The organism is Pontibacter rufus, from assembly GCF_015694705.1.
Lineage (GTDB): Bacteria > Bacteroidota > Bacteroidia > Cytophagales > Hymenobacteraceae > Pontibacter > Pontibacter rufus.
Window position 1 is genome coordinate 392373 of record NZ_JADQDR010000003.1, and the last position, 18826, is coordinate 411198.

Consider the following 18826-nt stretch of genomic DNA (forward strand, 5'->3'; position numbering starts at 1 on the left):
CTATACTTAAAGAGTCTTGTGTCTATCATCCTGACACTTGTGCCTTTTTACAGCATGAAATTTATACTATAGCATGAAAATATTAATTACGGGGGGTGCCGGGTTCATTGGCTCGCATGTGGTGCGCTTGTTTGTGAACAAGTACCCAAGTTACCAGATCTTCAACCTCGACAAGCTCACCTATGCCGGTAATCTGGCAAACCTGGCAGATGTGGCGGATCGGGAAAACTATACTTTCCTGAAGGGCGACATTGTGGACGCGGCTTACCTGGATGAGACTTTCAGTAAGTATAATTTTGATGCCGTTATTCACCTGGCAGCAGAGTCGCACGTGGATCGCTCGATTTCAGACCCGCTTGCCTTTGTGTATACCAATGTGATCGGTACGGTAAACCTATTGAATACTGCACGCCGCCACTGGGCCAGCAATTTACAAGACCACCTGTTTTACCATGTTTCTACCGACGAGGTGTATGGCTCTTTGGGTGCAGAAGGTATGTTCACTGAGGAGACAGCATACGATCCGCGCTCACCTTATTCGGCTTCTAAAGCAAGTTCCGATCATTTTGTGCGTGCCTGGTATCACACTTATGGCTTACCGGTCAAAATATCGAACTGCTCCAACAACTATGGGCCGAACCACTTCCCGGAGAAACTGATTCCACTGGCTATTAACAACATCAGAAATGAAAAGCCGGTGCCGGTGTATGGCAAAGGCGAAAACGTGCGCGACTGGCTTTACGTGCCCGACCATGCCCGCGCCATCGACGTTATCTTCCACGAAGGCAAAGTGGGCGAAACCTACAACATCGGCGGCGTAAACGAGTGGAAGAACCTAGAGCTGATTGAGCTGCTCTGCGACCTGATGGATGAAAAACTGGGACGTCCGCAGGGGCGCTCACGCCAGCTCATCACCTTTGTGAAAGACCGTGCCGGCCATGATTTAAGGTATGCGATAGACTCATCCAAACTGATGAATGAGCTGGGCTGGGAACCATCTGTTACATTTGAGGAAGGCCTGAGCAAAACGGTAGACTGGTACCTGCAAAACACCGAATGGCTGGAGAACGTTACATCCGGCAATTACCAAAGCTATTACGAGCAGCAATACGTTAGCCGCTGAAAAGCGGCAGTTATGAACTACGGGTTGTTCGGGGAGGAATTGCCGGGCGGGGAACGAACAACGAAAAACGATCAACGACAATGAAAGGAATTATACTTGCCGGCGGCTCCGGCACCCGTTTGCACCCGCTTACACTGGCTGTGAGCAAGCAAATGATGCCGGTGTACGACAAGCCGATGATTTATTACCCGCTGTCAACGCTGATGCTGTCCGGTATTCGGGATATTCTGGTTATCTCCACGCCGCATGACCTGCCGATGTTTGAGCGCCTGCTGGGCGATGGCAGCCAGATTGGCTGCAACTTCAGCTATGCCGTGCAGCAAGTACCCAACGGACTGGCACAGGCCTTTGTGATTGGCGAAGAATTTATTGGCAGCGACAAAGCGGCGCTTATACTGGGCGATAATATTTTTTATGGCTCAGGTATGAGCGAACTGCTGCAGGCCAACAACAACCCGGACGGCGGTGTGGTATACGCCTATCACGTAAACGACCCCGAGCGCTACGGTGTGGTGGAGTTCGACGGAAACAACAAGGCCATTTCGATTGAGGAAAAACCCGCACAGCCCAAATCAAACTACGCGGTGCCGGGCCTCTACTTCTACGACAACGACGTGGTAGCCATTGCTAAAAGCCTGCAGCCAAGCCCGCGTGGCGAGTATGAAATTACGGATGTAAACAAAGCCTATCTGCAGAGCGGCAAACTAAAAGTAAGCATCATGAACCGTGGTACCGCCTGGCTCGATACTGGCACCATCCAGTCGCTGATGCAGGCTGCCACGTTTGTGCAGGTAATTGAGGAGCGCCAGGGACTAAAGATTGGTGCCATAGAGGAAGTGGCGTACCGCATGGGCTATATCGATGCAGCACAGCTACAACGTGTAGCCGAACCGCTGCGCAAAAGCGGCTACGGCGAGTATTTATTAAGTATATTGAAGTAGAGATTTGTAATATGGAGAAGAGGCTGTTCTGTTTGGGGCAGCCTTTTTTGTTTTACAATAAATCACTTCTACACATATAACAATAAGCTGGAGAAATATTCCATTTATCTGTTATATTAGGTAAGTAAATGGAATAAGTATCTGTGCAGAATTAACCTATTTTGTCATCCTGCAAGGATATTGTTAGCGAATTTTATATCGGCTTAATAATCCTTACTGACGCCCGCCAACAAGATTCTCCGGGAATGACAGCATCTGCTAGTACTTTAAGTTATTTTTATATAGGTACTTCGCCCAATTTATATATGAGTTGTATAGCATAAAAAATTTCGGCACAAATGTCATAAACATGACGTGAGAGTGACACAAGAACTAAAAGAACTGTAAAATATCTTTGCCCATGAACTTTAAAGAAAATGAAATGGATAAAAAGAATTTAGCATCGAAGATTAAAGCCTTAAGAAAAAGGAAAGGTTTCTCCCAGGAACAATTAGCAGAAGAATCAACCTTAAGCTTACGGACAGTTCAAAGAATTGAGAATGGCGAAACGGTGCCGCATGGCGATTCTTTAAGAAAATTAACACAAGCCTTGAGTGTTAATCCGGATGAAATTCTGGAATGGGCACCTACCGAAGATAGAAGTTATTTAGTTTTATTAAACTTGGCCGGACTAGGGTTTCTTTTCCACCCTTTGTTGGGTGTGATAATTCCGCTGGTGATGTGGATACTAAAAAAAGACAAAATCAAGTTGGTAGATGATTCAGGGAAAAAGCTGATTAGCTTTGAAATAACCTTTGTGCTTCTGTTATATACTTTAGTATTTATCTTCAATGGAGGCAAATACTTGATATTCGATATATCAGTAATGAGAATCGTTTCAAGTCTGGTTAGCAAATTCTCAATACAGGCACTTCTTATTGCGTTGCTTTATTTATTCAATATCAGCCTAATCATAGTAAATGTAAAAAGAAACCAGGGCGGTTTGAAAAGTAGATATATTCCGGCTACTCCATTTCTGAGATAAAAACTACACTATGCAGCAAAGTATAGTAGTCATGCTTCGGCTATGACCAGTACATTAACACAGACAAAACTGAATTCAAATAGAAATTGAACTTCTTCGTATATTTTAAAAAACCTAGGTATGACAGCTATAAAAGAGGATTTTCATAAGTTAATTGATACAACTAACGACGAGAAGTTGTTGGAAGACATCTTCATGATTCTTTCCAGCAGGAGGGAGCATAAAGAAGGAAACCTGTGGGAGGGGTTGACTGAAGAACAGAAACGGGAGGTGTTGGTCAGTGAGAGTGAAATTGGTGACGAATCTGCCTGGGTGTCTCATGAAGAAATGAAAAGAAGAAATTCTAAATGGCTCAAATAATCTGGAACAAACGGGCCAGCAAACAATTAGCAGCGCTACAAAGCTATCTGCAGGAGGAAAACAGGCAGAACCCTGATAAAAAGAAAAGCTAAAAGTTAGATGTTCTAACAAAGTGCATACTTCACCCTTCTACACTGTCGGTTTGTATACACGAGATAGCTGGTAGTACCCAAGAAATAGGAGATTAAAAAATAAATGCCCTATCTTGTTATAAAACAATCCACAAAACGATGAAGAAGACCCAATTGTTAGAGACCATACAAGATATGCCGGAAGAGTTTTCTGTAGATGAGTTAATCGAAAGATTGATGGTTTTGCAGAAAATTGAGGAAGGGCAACAACAAATACAGGCAGGCCAGCTTTATACTGAAGAAGAAGCCAAACAGAAGCTGGAGAAATGGTTAAAATAGTATGGGCAGAACGTGCCATAGATGATTTAACCAGTATAGCTGAATACAGCAGCAGATATTCGGAGAACTATGCTTCTTCCATTGTGTTAAAACTTTTCAACAAAGCGAATGTGTTGAAGACGATGCCAAAAGCAGGAAGAATAGTGCCTGAAAAGAATGACGAAAAGGTCAGAGAATTGATAGAAGGAAATTACAGAATCATCTATGAAATCCGAGGCGAAGACAGGATAGAAGTACTGCCGGTACATCATTCGTCCAGGCCGCTGAGACATATTTGAATTAAAGCTTTTCAACGACATCAGCCAGGAACCAGTTATTTCACAAAGAGACTATCTTCCTACAATACAAAGCCTAACAGCAAACCTGTAAGTATAAGCAGTGGGGCCGGAACTTTGGTGAACATGAGCAGGCAGAACGTCGCGACGACAATGCCGAAATTTAGTGGTGTGTTTTCGATAGGGTGATACAACTGGATGGCAGCGGCCGTTACCATACCTGAACTCACGGCGCTGATGCCTTCCAGAGATGCACGCACGACTCTATACTTCTTCAGCTCATCCCAGAAGCGAATCACAAAGAAAATGAGGAACGTGCCCGGCAGAAAGATGCCCACCGTGGCCACAAAAGAGCCCAGTAATTGTCCCGGAATTCCGAACCGGCGCATAGCCAGGTTGCCGATAAACGTACAGAAGGAGAATGTGGGCCCCGGCAGCGCCTGCACCAGCGCATACCCCGACAAAAACTCCTCGCCTGTAAGATAGTTTTTAAAGTCCACAAACTCGGTATACATCAGTGGGACGAGTACCTGTCCGCCGCCAAACACCAGGCTGCCGTTGCGGTAAAAGTTTTCGAACAACCTGACAGGTAACGAAGAAGTAAATGCTCCTACTAGCGCCGCCGCTACAAACACTGCTACATACAGTATAAAATTAGCCCACTGCACGTCCAGCTTTTTGTCTTTCTCTTCGGGGTGCTGCCGGAAACGCAGGGCCGTGACGGCGCCACCGGCCAGTAGCAAAACAGGGAATACCCAGGGCGAGTGAAAGAAATAAGCAAGTATGGCCGAGATGACCAGCAGGCTTACCGCCGTTTTGGTATGCACTACCTTAGAACTTATCATGTAAGCGGCATAAGCCACAAACCCGACCGCCATGGGCTGAATGTACCGCAGGAACTGCAGCGAAATATTGTTTTCCTCGAGGTAAGAAATACCTACACCTGCGATGGCCATAAGCGTAGCGGCTGGCAGAATCCAGACCAGCAGGGCAAGGTATGCCAGGTTAGGGCCGCCGATTTTATACCCTATGGCTGTGATGGTTTGTGTGGAGGTGGGGCCGGGTAATATCTGGCAGAGAGCATTCAGCTCAATCAGTTCCTGCTCGGTTACGTAGCCGCGCTTGTCCACCAGCAGCTTCAGCATCATGGCAATATGCGCCTGCGGCCCCCCGAATGCAGTGAGGGCGAGCATTAACACGTCTTTCAGGAAGATGTAATGGCGCAGGCTCATGGCTTAAAAGTATAAAAGGGAGCGACAGTTAAAAGCTATCTCTCCCTTTTAGGTAAGCAGGCAAAATAAATCATACTTTCTCTATTGTTTTTCTGTAGCAGGCCACTAATACTGGCAGCTTAATGCAAATAACTCCAGAATCTATAGGTAAATAGCCTAAATTGCGATTTACTTACGTGATGATGCCTTCAAAGGTATTTACCCACCCCTAACCCCTCCCAAGAGGGGAATTGTGATCACTCTTTTAAGAATTCCCCTCTTGGGAGGGGTTAGGGGTGGGTTTCTCTTATACATCGCAAATGAGTTAAATAGCCACGCTTCTAAACACCAAATTCGAAACACCAAATACGGAAAATTAAGCTTTTTTCAGGCCAAGCTCTACCAGGCGCTCGTTCAGGTATTCGCCTGCGGTAGCGTCGGGGTAGGCTTTCGGGTTTTGGGCGTCGATGCAGCTTTCCAGGCAGGTCAGGTCCATTTCGGAGCGCGGGTGCATAAAAAACGGAATAGAGTAACGCGAAGTATGCATCAGCTCACGCGGCGGGTTTACCACCCGGTGGATGGTAGATTTAAGCTTGTTGTTGGTCAGGCGCGCCAGCATATCGCCCACGTTTACCACCACCTGCTCGGGCAGCGCCGTAATCGGAATCCATTTACCGTCGCGGCGGAGTACCTGCAGACCGTCGGCGCTGGCACCCATCAGCAGCGTAATCAGGTTTATGTCGCCGTGCTCGGCCGCACGCACCGCATCAGCCGGCACACTATCCGGATCTTCGATAGGGAAGTAGTGGATGGGCCGCAGGATGCTGTTGCCGTTGTGCACCTTCTCATCAAAATAGTTTTCGTCCAGGCCCAGGTTAATGGCAATTGCCTTAAGCACTTGCTTGCCCGCTGCTTCGAGTTTACGGTATGCCTCCAGGGTTACTTCTTCGAACTCTGGTACTTCTGCAGGAAAAATATTTTCCGGATATTCATCTTTAATGGGGTCGTTGTCGGTTACGTTTTGCCCCACGTGGTAAAACTCTTTCAGGTCGCCGGTGTTGCGGCCCTTTGCATGCTCTTTGCCCTTGCCCACATAGCCGCGCTGGCCTGCCAGTTCCGGCACTTCATACTTTTGCTTCACCTCGTCGGGCAAGGCAAAAAACTTTCTGGTAGCCGCATACAGCCTTTGCGTCAGCTCATCGTCCAGGCCGTGGTTGCGCAGTGCAATAAAGCCGATGTTCTGATACGCATCACTCAGTTGCTGCACAAAACGGGCCCGCCGTTCGGCATCGCCCGAGGTAAAATCTGCCAAATCCAGCGAAGGAACCTCCTCAAACAAAATCTCGCTCATATTGTAATAGCTGTGTTTTTTTGTAATCTGCACGTAGTTGGCAATATACGTAAAAATAAAATCGCTAACTTAGCTGCATTGCTAACTAAATCCTAATTCGATGAAAAAAACGTATTTGTTCCTGGCTTCGGCCCTGATGCTGGGCTTTACAGCCTGTAATTCCAATCAGCAGGCCGGAAACCAGGACGCCACCACCGCACAGGACTCTACTGCTACCGCCAGCACTGCAAATGCTCCAACACCAGCCGGAGAGGTGATGAGCAAGAATGGCTTGCGGGTATATGCTTTTGATGATTCTCCCAAATTTCCGGATGCACAGCTGACGCTGGTAGAACCAGCTGCGGGAAGTACTGTAACAGGCGATTCGGTAAAATTTGTATACGAGCTGCAAAACTACGAGCTTACCCAGATGACGGATGCCTCCCATGCGGAGCACATGGCCAACTCGAAGCAGGGGCAGCACATTCATAACATCGTGGATAACCAGCCCTACACCGCGCACTATAATACCACTTTTTCAAAAGCGATGCCGGAGGGCGAGCACGTTATTCTTTCGTTCCTGTCGCGCTCTTACCACGAGAGCCTGAAGCATCCGGAAGCCTACGATCTGCGCGTTATAACAGTAGGTAACCCGCAACAGCACCTGGATTTTGACACAAGCGCTGCCCTCATGTTTTACAGCCGCCCCAAAGGCGAGTATACGGGCGCTGATACAGCGCGTGTGATGCTGGACTTCTACCTGGTAAATACCGAGCTGTCGCCGGAAGGCAACAAAGTGCGCGCCACCATCAATGGCACCGAGTTTATGCTCGACAGGTGGTTGCCTTACATCATGGAAGGCCTGCCGATGGGCGAAAATACCATAAAGTTAGAGCTGGTAGACAACAACGGCAACGTGCTGCCTGGCCCCTTCAACAGTGTAGAGCGTACCTTCACGCTGAAGCCAGCGGCTTAAGTATAAAGTATAGCTCCAAGTATAAACGCCTGCTTCCGGTTTGCCGGGGCAGGCGTTTTTGGTTTCAAATGGGTCTAGGAGTTGTAGGATAATTGTACTTGTTTGTATTGGAATATCTTAATATCTTGTATAAAATAAGGAAATCAATATGGTTGAAATTGCAGCATTAGCATCAGGTACAGTAGCAACTTTAGTCCCTTATCTTATACAGGGTGGAAAAGGTTTTGCAGGAGAAGCGGGTAAGAACCTATTCATCTGGCTAAAAGACAAATTTGCTTCTCAAAATAAACAAAAAGATTTAGAAGATTTGCAGGCAAAGCCCAATGATACGCGCTTACAAGGGCGGTTGGAAGTTGTACTTGAGAATATTCTTGCTGAGAACAGAAAGTTAGTGCCTGAACTTGCAAAGTTGGTTAAGGATGCAAAAGGCGAAGTTCACAGTGTTAATAACAGTAAAAATGTGAATACAGGTACTATCAAAGACATAAATGGGCATGTGACTTTCGGTGATAACAATACTATCTCGTAATGAACGACAATAGGAAAAACTTTAATCAAGCTCCTATCTCTAATGTAAATGGATCTGTAACCTTTGGAGACAACAGCGGCAATATTACTAATATTTACTATTCCTCTGCAGAGTATGAAAGCCGCAAGATTAAACTTGATAAGCTTAATATTGAGTTTGAGAAATTACAGGAACAAAAACGAAGTCATCCTGAAGTTTCATATTTTATAACAAAATTAATTGAGGTTGATTCTGAGCGTACTCAAATTCAAAAGGAATTAGATGATTTTATAAGTGGGATTAAAAAGATTTTGGATGAGTACCAACACTTCTCAGACAATACGACTGGACGATTACGTCTTGTAAATCAACACTTTGAAGCAGGAAAGCTTGACGAGGCTAGAGCAATATTAGATGCTGAAAAGATGGATGAAGAGCTAAACGCACTTCTTAAGCAGAAAGAAAGGTTATCTAATTCAATTAGCGAAAATGATGTAAAGCTAAATGATAAAGCAAACGAGTTTCTCATAAAGGCTTATCTTACCTCGATTGATTTTACTCTTCTTGATCGTTTCGAAAAGACAAGGGATTACTATCAAAGGTCTTTATCTGCCGCACGTAACGGTAGAAACCTTTCTGCCTTTGCAAGGTTCTTGTATCAACATAATCAGTTACAGGAAGCATTGCCATTATTTATAGAAGCATCAATAATCTATAGCTCCTTAGCTCTCACTAGCCAAGAATTCCTACCGGATGTTGCATTAATATCGAATGAATTGGGTATTACTCTCTCAAAATTGGGTAATCCTTCGACACAGGAATTTATAGATGCAGAAAAGGCGTTTAAATTAGCAATAGAAAATTATAGAAGACTACCAGAAACTTTTCACCCAGGCTTAGCAGAAGCACTTCATAACTTAGGTAATTTACTTTCACAAAAGGGAGACTTTACAGCAGCAGAAGAGGCCTATGATGAAGCCTTAAATATTTATAGGGGCTTATCAAAGGATTTTCTACCAGGTATGGCAGCGATGCTGCATGACATAGGCAATTCGAAAATGCTACAAGACAAGGCTGCAGACGCTGGGGAACCTTTCTCAAGAGCCTTAAAGATTTATAGAAGATTAACCCGCTCCAATAAACAATTCTTACCAAACTTAGCGAATACACTAAGCAGTCTAGCTCGCCAAATAGAAAATGCAACAGAGAAAACCACAGCGCTGGATGCGGCTGAAAAGCTTTACATAGAAGCCTTTAAAATCAATCAACAGTTAGTTATGATTAATCCAAATGCTTTTATGCTAGATTCTGCAGGTACAATGGTAAACATGAGTCTTTTTTACCAGAGGAAAAAGCCCAATAAGAATCTATCTTTGGCTTTGGTTCGCCAAGCAGCTCATTACATTTTTCCCTTTATTATGCAAATAGAGTCTGCTAATCAAGGGTTACAAATAATGGCTAATATCATAGGAAAATGGGAATTAGAGGCTCCAAAAGTTATCAATGACTGGTACACCAAATTCTATGAAGAGTTTAGTAAGCATGATAATGGCGTTTCTGATATTAATAAACTTGTCGTTCAGTTTTATAGGCAACACGGTATGATAATCTTAGATGAGCTAAATAAGATTATAAACAAGTAATAAAAAGGCCAAAAGTACAGAATGTATCAACTCTACTATTGACCTAAATAACTATTAGGATCGCTGTAAACTAAATATTGCTTTAGTAGATTGAGGATAGGTGTAGCTTTATTTTTTACTAAAGAGCTTCCAAATATATTAAAGCCACTGTTAAATATAAACACAACAACCGCCCACCACAATAGTTGCAGTAGGCTGTTTTGTATAAAGCAAGTATAACTTTATCGTTTCTTAGCCAGCGCCGGGAGCTTCATTTCACAACAGCGGGGCATATAAGATAGAGCTTTCTTAGGTGTAAAATGCAATAGAGGCTTACGTTTCTGTATAAACCCCTATTGTATTATTATGGCACCTGCTCTTTCTGCTGATATTTTTATAGGGAGAAGAAACAACTGAAGCATCGCTTATATAGCCCCGTAAATACAACTAAATTTAAAAGCACTAGAGTCTAACCCCCCGCTGCTTTTTCCGGTTTAAGTACTTTCTGACAGGAATATCATACACTACCATTACTATATAGGCGAAGCTGACGAGTAGAATGGTTCCTATGGTTAGGATAAGGAACAGCCCGGTTGCTCCGGGTTTGGTACTCGTGTATAAGCGAAAGTATACGTAAGGGAATGACCTTGAAAGGCTACCTTTGCAGGCAATCACCACAAGTATGAATTCATACCATAGTATAAATTCAGAAGAGGATCTTGTATTACTATAATTTATTTTCTAAATCGGAAATACTTGTCTGGTGTAAGGCAAGGTGCATAAAACAGTTGCTAAAACTAAAATCTATATGTCCGAAAAGGTAAACAAGGAGGCTGATGAGGTCTTCAAGGAAGAAATAAAACAAGCGTCCGATTTCAAGTTCAGTGCTAAAGTGGCCGGCGTGTTCGACGACATGGTGAATCGCTCTGTTCCTTTTTATGGAGAAATTCAGCGGATGGTGGCAGAACTGGCCGCAGACCATGCCCAGGAAGGCACCAATGTATACGACCTGGGATGCTCTACCGGCACCACTATGATTGGGATGGACACCATGATTCCGCCCGACATCAGGTTTGTGGGCATCGACGACTCCACGGAAATGCTGCAGAAATGTGATATGAAACTGAAAGAAGCCGGTTTTGTAAGACCGTATGAGCTGATTGCCGCCGATATACAGCAGGGCGCTGACGTACAAAATGCCTCTGTGGTGGTGCTGTGCCTTACCCTGCAGTTTATCCGGCCCATTTACCGCGAAAGGCTGCTGAAAACCATCGTAAACGGCCTGGCACCCAATGGCGTACTGATTCTGGTGGAAAAGATTATTACTGAAGACAGTGTTTTCAACAGGGACTTTATCAAGTACTACTACAATTATAAGCGAAGGAACCACTACAGCGAAATGGAAATCTCGCAGAAGCGGGAAGCATTGGAAAACGTGCTTATCCCGTATAAGCTCAGCGAGAACATACACCTGTTAAGGGAAGTAGGCTTTTCGTCCTGCGAAACGTTCTTTAAATGGTATAATTTCACAGGCATCATCGCAATCAAAAAATAAATGATTACTATCGGCAACTTCTTCTTCAAATACAGAAATTTTCTTTTCATTTTCCTGTACCTGGCTCTTTTTATACCTTCTCCGGATATCTTCACGCGTGAAAGATTTGGCGAAAACTACTACCTCTGGCCCATCATCATCGGATTGGTTGTAACAGTTTCAGGACAGCTTATCCGGGGAGCAACCATTGGCCTGGCCTACATCATCAGGGGTGGCAAAGACAAGCAGGTGTATGCCGAAGAACTGGTAACACAAGGCATCTTTAACCATTGCCGTAATCCGCTGTACGTGGGCAATGTGCTGATGCTGGCGGGTGTAGGCATTCTGTCGAATTCCCTGATATATGTTGCCGTGTTTATTCCCTTGTTCCTGTTCATTTACCAAGCTATTGTGCTGGCTGAGGAGAACTTTCTGCGCGGTAAATTTGGCGCCCAGTTTGATGCGTATTGTTCGCGGGTGAACCGCTGGCTGATAGATCCGAGAGGGTTAGGCACCACTTTCAGCCAGATGAATTTTAAGGCTAGCCGCTGGATTCTGAAAGAGTACAACACTCAGTTTGTCTGGCTGCTTGGTATTACGCTTATTCTCTTTCTGAAGTATCCCGAGCTCACAGATTATGACACATCGTTAAGAAACACGCTGCTGGCTGTAATCATTGGCCTGCTGGCTATACTTTATGTTGCTGTGAGGTATTTAAAGAAGTCAGGCAAGTGGGTAGCGGCATAGTATAGCCGTACCATTTGTGCTTGTTTTAAGATTATTTATAACAAGCCTGCAAAGTAAGAGCGGCCATACCTTTAGCAGGTATGGCCGCTCTTACTTTATGGTTCAAGCTGCGATTTACCAGCAGTGTTGAAATGTAACCCCCTCCAAGGCTCCTCTTGTAGGGAAAAATAGTAAACCGCTACAGCCGCCCTTCAGGTTTTATTTTTTATGCTGGTGCGAGCTTGCAGCTCGTACCTTTTTTCATCATGGGGAGCAATTCTGGCACCACTGTATAGCCGAAAAGCGGAGGTGCGAGCTGCAAGCTCGCACCAGCAAATATAATTTCTTTTTCCCTACAAGTTGAGCTCCCAGGAGGGGAATCTTAATTACTCTCCCGGGAGGGGCTAGGGGTGGGTTCCCAGCATCAGATAATAGATAATCCGATGCTGTAAATCTCAACCTGAGTTACTATAGATATTTACTCTCTTGGCTTAGCCGGGCCGCTTTGCTGGCCGGGACTGGCAATGGAATTGCGCATGTCGGTGTCGGACTGGATGTTCTGCATGCGGTAATAATCCATAATGCCCAGGTTGCCGCTGCGGAAGGAAGCCGCAATAGCCTGCGGAATGTCTACCTCGGCCTGGATTACGTTGGCGCGGGCTTCCTGCGCTTTTGCTTTCATTTCCTGTTCCACGGCTACGGCCATGGCGCGGCGCTCTTCGGCTTTGGCCTCTGCTACTTTCAAATCGGCATTGGCCTGATCGATTTGCAGCTTGGCGCCGATGTTTTCGCCAATGTCTACATCCGCAATGTCAATAGACAGGATTTCGAAAGCAGTGCCCGCATCAAGGCCTTTTTGCAGGACCAGCTTCGAGATAATATCCGGGTTCTCGAGCACCACCTTGTGCGAAATAGAAGAACCGATAGACGTAACGATGCCTTCGCCTACGCGGGCAAGTATGGTTTCTTCGCCGGCGCCGCCCACCAGTTGCATAATGTTGGCGCGCACCGTAACCCGTGCCTTGGCAATCAGCTGAATACCATCCTGTGCCACCGCCGCTACGTTTGGCGTGTTAATTACTTTGGGGTTCACAGACGTCGTAACAGCCTCAAATACATCGCGGCCGGCCAGGTCGATGGCAGTAGCCTGTTTAAAGGACAGCGGGATATTGGCTTTATCGGCAGAAATCAGCGCTTTGATAACCCTGGGCACGTTGCCGCCCGCCAGGTAGTGCGTTTCCAGATCTACGGAAGTGATGGGTATGCCTGCCTTGGTAGCCGTAATCATGGAGTTGACGATAAGGCTTGGCGGCACCTTGCGGATGCGCATAAACACCAGCTCCAGCAGGCTGATACGAACACCCGAAAACAGGGCCGTTATCCAGAGGCTAATCGGGAAGAAGTATAAAAAGACAAGCAGCAGCACAATGCCGCCTGCAATAATCAAAATCAACGAAAGATTTTCCATCAGGGTGTTGTGTTAGCTGATTGCTTCTACTATAATTTTATTCTGGTTTAGCTTGATGATGCGGATAGCGGTATTGGATGAAACAAACTCGCCCTGCGTCTGTACTTCGTGGTGGTGGTCGCCAAACAGGGCGGTGCCTTGCGGGCGCAGCGCTGAAACGGCCTTGCCTTCTTCGCCAACAACTAAGGCATGCTGATAATCTTCGTTTACGCGTCCGCGGTTCTGCTCTTTCAGTGCAAAGCGCGACCAGCTGTCAGCCCTGAAACTATAAAAGAAAGCAAGACCGCCAATTAAGACAGCGGAAGCCAGTATCACATGGCCGGTGTTGGTGCCTAGCGTACTATACCCGATCCAGACGCCGATTGCTGTCAGCACAAAGCCCAGCACGCCCACCACCGTGGTGCCCGGCACAAATACCAGCTCCACAATAATGAGCAGCAACCCAATGCCAATTAAAACGATAACCGTAATCCAGTCTAACAGCATAACGTGCCTTTGCTTCCAGGTAAATATAATGATTTAGAATTACGAATTACGAATTACGAATTACGAATTCGCGGCCTTGGGCAATTCTTGTCTGAGAAGCCATCCAAAGTGATTGAGGAATTTCCTTTCACATGTACGGCAGAAACAAGGAATGTATAAGCCCTTAAAAACAAGCGCCGCCTTCCATACAGAAGGCGGCGCTCGTTTTATATGTAGCTGTTACTATCGCAGCTCCCGAACAACGATCAACGACATCAATAAGCCTTGGCAAAGTATACGCGCTGCCTGCTTGGTTTGCCGGTCAGCATGTCAGTGCCTTCTTCTTCGGGCGTGTTGATAGCGATGCAGCGGATGGTGGCCTTTGTTTCTTCCTTGATGCGTTCTTCCGTTTCGGCAGTGCCATCCCAATGCGCCAGCACAAAACCGCCTTTGGTTTCCAGCACCTCTTTAAACTCAGTGTAGGAATCTACTTTGGTGGTATGCTCCTCACGGAAAGCCAGGGCTTTGTTGTAGATATTCTGCTGCATTTCGTTGAGCAGGGCCGGGATATATTCGGTTAGGCCGGCGAATTGCTGTGTGCCTTTTTCTTTGGTGTCGCGGCGGGCTACTTCGGCGGTTCCGTTTTCCAGGTCGCGGCCACCGATGGCAATGCGCACCGGCACACCTTTCAGCTCCCACTCGGCAAACTTAAAGCCGGGGCGCTCGGTATCGCGGTCGTCATACTTCACGCTGATGCCTTTGGCTTCCAGCTCGCGCTTCAGTTGCAGCACTTTTTCTGATATCTGCGCCAGTTGCTCTTCGCCCTTGTAAATCGGCACAATCACGACCTGTATCGGCGCGAGGTTAGGCGGCAGCACCAGGCCTTCGTCATCAGAGTGCGCCATCACCAATGCCCCCATCAGGCGCGTGCTCACGCCCCAAGAGGTGCCCCATACATACTCCAGGCCGCCTTCTTTGGTCGCAAATTTTACATCAAAAGCTTTGGCGAAGTTCTGGCCCAGGAAGTGTGAGGTGCCTGCCTGCAGGGCTTTGCCATCCTGCATTAAGCCTTCGATGCAATAAGTATCCAAAGCACCGGCAAAGCGCTCGCTTGGCGTTTTTACGCCCCTGATTACCGGCAGGGCGATATACTGTTCTGTAAACGTGGCGTATACTTCCATCATCTGCTTTGTTTCGGCAATGGCTTCTTCGGCAGAGGCATGGGCGGTATGTCCTTCCTGCCACAAAAACTCCGCTGTGCGCAGGAACAGGCGCGTGCGCATTTCCCAGCGTACCACGTTGGCCCACTGGTTTATCAGCAGGGGCAGGTCGCGGTAGCTTTGAATCCAGTTTTTGTAAGTGCTCCATATAATGGCTTCTGAGGTAGGGCGCACAATAAGTTCTTCCTCGAGCCTGGCTGCAGGGTCCACGCGCAGTTTGCCGGGATTCTCCGGGTCTGTTTGCAGGCGGTAGTGTGTTACCACGGCACATTCTTTGGCAAAACCTTCGGCGTTCTGCTCTTCGGCTTCAAATAAGCTTTTGGGAACAAACAGGGGGAAGTAAGCATTGGAGTGGCCGGTAGCTTTAAACATATCATCCAGCACGCGCTGCATTTTTTCCCAGATAGCGAACCCGTAAGGTTTAATGACCATGCAGCCGCGCACAGCCGAATTTTCAGCCAGCCCTGCTTTTTTCACCAGTTCATTGTACCACAACGAGTAGTCTTCGCTTCTTTTAGGTAAGCCTTTGCTCATCTTTCTCGCTAAATTTTATATATATGCCTGAATAGTATGTTTTTGGAATAGATTTTGCTACTTTAGTAGTACAAAGTAGCATATCAATTCTGCCCGAAATTACGTTAATATATTATAATTAATAAGGTTTTGCGCTATTGTGTGTTTATCTTTATTGATAAGAGGTTTTTTACTATAACATGGCCATGAAAAAATATACGATCTTAACAATAGCCCCTGTTCTTGCACTGCTGGCGGTGGGCTGCAGCAGCCCTGTGGCAATGCAATCCACGGAGTACGATGACATGTACTATAGCGCTTCTGACAAAACTGAATATATTCGCCCTGAAGCGCCTGCACCGGAGCAGCAGGGTTATCAGGCTGACTATGCAGACAATGAAAGTGCCAATGAGGCATTAGCTGAAGGAGAGGTGCTGAACCCGGAATATTCGGGCAATGCCACCGGACAGCAAAGCTATGCAGATGATGAGTACTACGATGGCCGCACCTATGATGCCCGTGATAACTGGTACCGTCCTGATTATTCTTTTGTAGACCCTTACTGGGGCAGTGCTTATGTGCCGCGCTACAATGCTTTTAATTCTTACAGTTACGATCCTTTTTATAGCTCTTACAGTGCTTATGCCTACGATCCGTTCTATGATTCATTCGGATACGACCCATACTTTAACAGACCTTTTTACGGCAGTGGCTTAAGCTTCAGCCTCGGATATAATATGGGCTGGGGTAACGGCTGGGGCCGCCGTCCTTATTACAGTTCGTGGTATCCGCATAACAACTTCTATAACGGTTATTACGGCGGATTGTACAATGGTTATTATGCCCGTAACCCATATGCCTACTATGAGCGGCCAATCGTAATTGGTAAACCTGTTAAAGTACAGTATGGCCCGCGCGAATCGCGTGGCAGCGTGGTAACGGATAATACAGAGCGCGTGAGCGGCAGGCCCGCCCGTGGCAACAGCATCAGCGACCGCCAGCAACAACAGAGCGCCGGAAGCCGCAATACTTACAGGTCTTCGCGTGGCAATGCAGCCGGCGATGTGGTAAGCCCTGCCACTGAGACGGAGGCAAAAGAAGCCTTGCCAACAAGGCCGAGCCGCAACAGCTATTACGATGCACGCGGTAGCGAAAGCCGTCCGTCGCGCAGAGCCGCCCCTGCCGAAAGAAGCCAGGAGCAGCGCCAGCAGGCACAACCGGCACAACAAACACCACGCCCGCGCACCCGCGAGTATACGCCTGCTCCGGCACGTGAGCGCAGATCACAGCCTGTACAACGCCAGCAGCCCGTGCAGCGCGAAACGCGCACTTACGAAACCCGTCCAAGCCGCACTTACGAGCGCGAGAGTAACCCGGCCCCGACTCGTTCTTACGAGCCCAGCCGCAGCAGTTCTCCATCGCCGGCAAGCAGTGGTAGTAATAGCGGTGGCCGGCCATCAAGAGGAAGAGGAAACTAAATCAACCCTAAAAACCACATGAAGTTATATAAGATATTTTCGGCCAGCCTGGCACTTTTGCTGGGCTGGAGCGGAACCGCTTTTGCCCAGAATGAAGTAGATGCCCTCCGTTATTCGCGCCTGGGAGTTACCGGCTCTGCCCGGATACAAGGTATAGGAGGTGCGCAAACAGCCCTCGGCGCAGATATTTCATCCATGTCGGCTAACCCTGCCGGCCTGGGGATGTTCCGCCGCTCTGAATTTAGCATCAGCCCCGCATTGCAACTGAACAGCACCACCACCCACATCAACGGCTTTACGCTTTCAGAGGATAAAAACATGGTTACCATTCCGCAGGCGGGCTTGGTGCTCAGCAACCGCAAAGGCGACGAAGAAGCCGGCGACTGGCGTGGCCTGAACCTGGGAATAAGCCTCAGCAGGCTGAACAACTTTAACCAGCAACTCTACTACCAGAACACTACCGACGAAACCACGCCTACTATTGTAGAATATTTTGCTGATCAGGCAAATGCCAAAGGCCGCACCCTGGATGATCTGAATCAGGAATTTACGGATGGCTTCAACTCGCTGGAGGGACTGGCTTTCGGTACTTATCTGATTGATGTGGCAGAAGACCCGGATGGGACTGAATTTGTGGTGCCGCTCACCCGCTACGGAAGCATCGACCAGGAGGAAGAAATCAGGCGCAGTGGCTCCCAGAGCCAGTTCGATATCGGGGTGGGTACCAGCTACCGCGATAAATTATACTTAGGCGCTTCGCTGGGGGTTGTAACATCCAACTTTACGCAGGAGAGCATTTACCGCGAAAGTGAGTTTAGCGATTCCACAGCCTTTACAGGTCTGGAACTACGCGATGAATTTACGACGAGAGGAGCAGGCGTAAACCTGCGCATTGGCGCTATTTTCAGGCCTGTTGACGCTGTCCGTATTGGCGCCAGCATCCAGACGCCTACCGCTTATAGCCTTACAGATGATTATCAACGCTCCCTGTATGCTTCTTACGACGATGGACCGACTGAAAGCGCTTCTGAAATGCCCGGACAGTTTTCTTACCGCCTCACCACACCTTTCCGGGCAAATGGCGGCGTGGCCGTGTTCCTTAACAAGTATGGATTCCTGACAGCGGACATTGAGTATGTGGATTATAGCGGAGCCCGTTTCAGCGAGGAGGCAGATGAATTTGGCAGCAGTGGCAACTACTTCAGCGATGTAAACAGTACCATTTCAGATACCTATAAGTCAGCCATCAACTACAGCTTTGGCGCAGAAGGCCGCTACAATGCGTTCAGGATTCGTGCAGGCTATGCTGTAAGTGGCGATCCATACCGCAACGCAGCTTTCGACGGTACAATAAAAAGCTATAGTTTAGGGGCAGGTATCAGGCTGCAGAAGTATTACCTCGATGCCGCCTACGTGAGCAGCAATGGCAGCACCCGCTACTCGCCTTATATCCTGGCTAGCGGCGAGGAGCCTGTAGTAGACATTGACCAGCAGCAAAATACGGTGATGCTTACGCTAGGCTACAATTTCTAGAACCGATGTATAAAATCAAAACGGCAGCCCTTTGCAGGGCTGCCGTTTTGATTTTATACTATGCCATTTTGCAGCTATTGCAGAGAACAGAATTTCTGAGACAGAAGGC

The 18826-nt window shown here is 47.1% G+C and carries 18 protein-coding genes; 13 read left to right on the forward strand and 5 right to left on the reverse strand.

What is annotated here, in order from left to right; translation table 11 throughout:
* Positions 1 to 73: 73 nt before the first annotated feature.
* The 6 genes from rfbB to I2I11_RS07915 all read left to right on the forward strand — a co-directional run bounded on the left by rfbB (position 74) and on the right by I2I11_RS07915 (position 4136).
* Positions 74 to 1123, forward strand: coding sequence for a dTDP-glucose 4,6-dehydratase (gene rfbB / locus I2I11_RS07890; RefSeq protein ID WP_196267131.1), 1050 nt, complete (start codon positions 74 to 76; stop codon positions 1121 to 1123).
* Positions 1124 to 1203: 80 nt separating this feature from the next.
* Positions 1204 to 2064 (forward strand): glucose-1-phosphate thymidylyltransferase RfbA, encoded by an 861-nt coding sequence (gene rfbA / locus I2I11_RS07895; protein WP_196267132.1) that lies wholly within the window; start codon positions 1204 to 1206, stop codon positions 2062 to 2064.
* Positions 2065 to 2464: 400 nt separating this feature from the next.
* Complete coding sequence (locus I2I11_RS07900) at positions 2465 to 3088, forward strand: helix-turn-helix domain-containing protein (protein ID WP_196267133.1); 624 nt, start codon at positions 2465 to 2467, stop codon at positions 3086 to 3088.
* Between the two features lie 120 nt (positions 3089 to 3208).
* A complete protein-coding gene (locus I2I11_RS07905; protein WP_196267134.1) occupies positions 3209 to 3448 on the forward strand; it encodes a hypothetical protein in 240 nt (79 codons plus the stop codon).
* 230 nt (positions 3449 to 3678) lie between these two features.
* Positions 3679 to 3858, forward strand: coding sequence for a hypothetical protein (locus tag I2I11_RS07910; RefSeq protein WP_196267135.1), 180 nt, complete (start codon positions 3679 to 3681; stop codon positions 3856 to 3858).
* The gene (locus I2I11_RS07915) at positions 3846 to 4136 is read left to right on the forward strand and encodes a type II toxin-antitoxin system RelE/ParE family toxin (RefSeq protein WP_196267136.1); all 291 of its coding nucleotides are present in this window, start codon (positions 3846 to 3848) and stop codon (positions 4134 to 4136) included. The genes I2I11_RS07910 and I2I11_RS07915 overlap by 13 nt, the downstream gene beginning before the upstream one ends.
* A gap of 59 nt (positions 4137 to 4195) precedes the next feature.
* Here I2I11_RS07915 and chrA read toward each other — a convergent pair whose 3' ends face one another.
* Both chrA and I2I11_RS07925 read right to left on the reverse strand, forming a co-directional pair.
* Positions 4196 to 5365, reverse strand: a complete 1170-nt coding sequence (gene chrA / locus I2I11_RS07920; protein WP_196267137.1) for a chromate efflux transporter — start codon at positions 5363 to 5365, stop codon at positions 4196 to 4198.
* Between the two features lie 355 nt (positions 5366 to 5720).
* Complete coding sequence (locus tag I2I11_RS07925) at positions 5721 to 6695, reverse strand: isopenicillin N synthase family dioxygenase (RefSeq protein WP_196267138.1); 975 nt, start codon at positions 6693 to 6695, stop codon at positions 5721 to 5723.
* A gap of 100 nt (positions 6696 to 6795) precedes the next feature.
* Between I2I11_RS07925 and I2I11_RS07930 the strand changes: the two genes are divergently transcribed.
* The 5 genes from I2I11_RS07930 to I2I11_RS07950 all read left to right on the forward strand — a co-directional run bounded on the left by I2I11_RS07930 (position 6796) and on the right by I2I11_RS07950 (position 12061).
* Positions 6796 to 7650, forward strand: a complete 855-nt coding sequence (locus I2I11_RS07930) for a hypothetical protein (RefSeq protein WP_196267139.1) — start codon at positions 6796 to 6798, stop codon at positions 7648 to 7650.
* Positions 7651 to 7798: 148 nt separating this feature from the next.
* The gene (locus I2I11_RS07935) at positions 7799 to 8179 is read left to right on the forward strand and encodes a hypothetical protein (protein WP_196267140.1); all 381 of its coding nucleotides are present in this window, start codon (positions 7799 to 7801) and stop codon (positions 8177 to 8179) included.
* Complete coding sequence (locus I2I11_RS07940; RefSeq protein WP_196267141.1) at positions 8179 to 9801, forward strand: tetratricopeptide repeat protein; 1623 nt, start codon at positions 8179 to 8181, stop codon at positions 9799 to 9801. The genes I2I11_RS07935 and I2I11_RS07940 overlap by 1 nt, the downstream gene beginning before the upstream one ends.
* A 787-nt stretch (positions 9802 to 10588) precedes the next feature.
* The gene (gene cmoA / locus I2I11_RS07945; protein ID WP_196267142.1) at positions 10589 to 11335 is read left to right on the forward strand and encodes a carboxy-S-adenosyl-L-methionine synthase CmoA; all 747 of its coding nucleotides are present in this window, start codon (positions 10589 to 10591) and stop codon (positions 11333 to 11335) included.
* Positions 11336 to 12061 (forward strand): methyltransferase family protein, encoded by a 726-nt coding sequence (locus I2I11_RS07950; RefSeq protein ID WP_196267143.1) that lies wholly within the window; start codon positions 11336 to 11338, stop codon positions 12059 to 12061.
* A gap of 457 nt (positions 12062 to 12518) precedes the next feature.
* Here I2I11_RS07950 and floA read toward each other — a convergent pair whose 3' ends face one another.
* The 3 genes from floA to proS all read right to left on the reverse strand — a co-directional run bounded on the left by floA (position 12519) and on the right by proS (position 15727).
* Positions 12519 to 13508 carry a flotillin-like protein FloA gene (gene floA / locus I2I11_RS07955; protein ID WP_196267144.1) on the reverse strand — a complete coding sequence of 330 codons (990 nt, stop codon included), beginning with the start codon at positions 13506 to 13508 and terminating at the stop codon, positions 12519 to 12521.
* A gap of 12 nt (positions 13509 to 13520) precedes the next feature.
* Complete coding sequence (locus I2I11_RS07960; RefSeq protein WP_196267145.1) at positions 13521 to 13994, reverse strand: NfeD family protein; 474 nt, start codon at positions 13992 to 13994, stop codon at positions 13521 to 13523.
* A 254-nt stretch (positions 13995 to 14248) separates the two neighbouring features.
* Positions 14249 to 15727, reverse strand: coding sequence for a proline--tRNA ligase (proS, locus tag I2I11_RS07965; protein WP_196267146.1), 1479 nt, complete (start codon positions 15725 to 15727; stop codon positions 14249 to 14251).
* Positions 15728 to 15912: 185 nt separating this feature from the next.
* Between proS and I2I11_RS07970 the strand changes: the two genes are divergently transcribed.
* Together I2I11_RS07970 and I2I11_RS07975 are read left to right on the forward strand one after the other, a co-directional pair.
* Positions 15913 to 17184 carry a hypothetical protein gene (locus I2I11_RS07970; RefSeq protein WP_196267147.1) on the forward strand — a complete coding sequence of 424 codons (1272 nt, stop codon included), beginning with the start codon at positions 15913 to 15915 and terminating at the stop codon, positions 17182 to 17184.
* Between the two features lie 18 nt (positions 17185 to 17202).
* Complete coding sequence (locus tag I2I11_RS07975; RefSeq protein ID WP_196267148.1) at positions 17203 to 18717, forward strand: OmpP1/FadL family transporter; 1515 nt, start codon at positions 17203 to 17205, stop codon at positions 18715 to 18717.
* Positions 18718 to 18826 lie beyond the last annotated feature (109 nt).